Consider the following 1,240-nt stretch of genomic DNA (forward strand, 5'->3'; position numbering starts at 1 on the left):
TAGCGCCGCGGTACTCCATGCCGACGAGACCAGTTGGCGCGTCAACGGCGTCACCTACTGGCTATGGGGCTTCTGCACCACCTTCCTATGCTATTTCCTCATCGATCCCCACCGCAGCTCCGCGGTCGTCGCCCGTGTACTCGGCGAGGTCTTCGACGGCTTTCTCGTCTGCGACTTCTATGCCGCCGGAGGCCGTGGGGTCAAGTCTTTCCTTTTGCATTTCAACTTTAATCATCAAAAAAGGAGGAATTAGCAGGACACCCATCGCGAAGAGCAGGCGAAAGCTTCCTGTTTCGCCTGACGATCCGCCAAAAATCTCCCGTATCTTCAACGACCTAGGATTCGGACGGAAAAGTTTCGGTGGGCGCCATCAGCCGGACGTTCAATCAGGATGCTGCGCGAGGAAATCGGCGGGGGTGACAATCGGAATCCCCCTGAAGGGGTGGAGGGCGAGCAGGTCTTGGTCACCGGTGATGAGGGCGCTCGCCCCGCCCGCCACCGCCAGTTCCACGAGAGTAGGGTTAGAGGCTTCTCTTAACCCACATTCAACAGCCACTGCCCAAAAATAGCAGGAATTCGAGAAAGATTCACTCGTAAATTATTGATTCACCGTATTTCCAAGCTTATTTTCTGCAATGTATTGCCATAATCGTTCATCGAGCTATTGCCATTATGCCGTCCCCCGCTGTACGGTCATGGGCATGGGGCCAGGGGGTCACCCAGTAGCCGGCCCTGTCAAGGGCACGAATGCCTCTTGGGTTCCCTCCGGGCACCCGTGGTCGCAGCCGCTCGGCGATGAGCTTTCCCGATCGCGCGCCCGAGTTTTCGTTTCGGTCGGTTGCGGCCTCAGCACGCTGATCCGCACCAGTCACCCATCAGGTTCAAGGCTCCGACCCGTCCTCTCAAGGAGGGGCGGCATCCCAGCCCCTGGCGCCATCGGCGCCCCAGAAAACCGTTGGTACCCTAACCGTGTCCACCTTTTCGGCACCGCCCCGTGGAAGCTGCCCAGTGCATCGCATCAGGGACAAGATAGATGGGACACCCAAAGCAAAAAAACTCGCCGCCTTTGGTTGGCGTTGTGGTGGGTGTCCCTGTAGCTCTACCCTCTGTCCGTTGCGTTGGGTGTCCCTGCAGCTCCCTGCAGCTCCGTGGTGAGCACGCCCCGGTGCGCCTTCGGCCAAGCGTCGGTGCTTGCGTATGGTCATGCAGGAGCTGATCTACCTGGCGGGAAAGTTCTACG

At 59.0% G+C, this 1,240-nt stretch carries 1 protein-coding gene; it reads left to right on the top strand.

The window, feature by feature from the left end; all coding sequences use genetic code 11:
- Positions 1 to 253 (top strand): IS66 family transposase (locus ACYQ2W_RS26215; protein WP_459874021.1); only part of this gene is annotated, 253 nt, incomplete at its 5' end.
- Between the last annotated feature and the right edge of the window lie 987 nt (positions 254 to 1,240).

Source organism: Endothiovibrio diazotrophicus, from assembly GCF_054657215.1.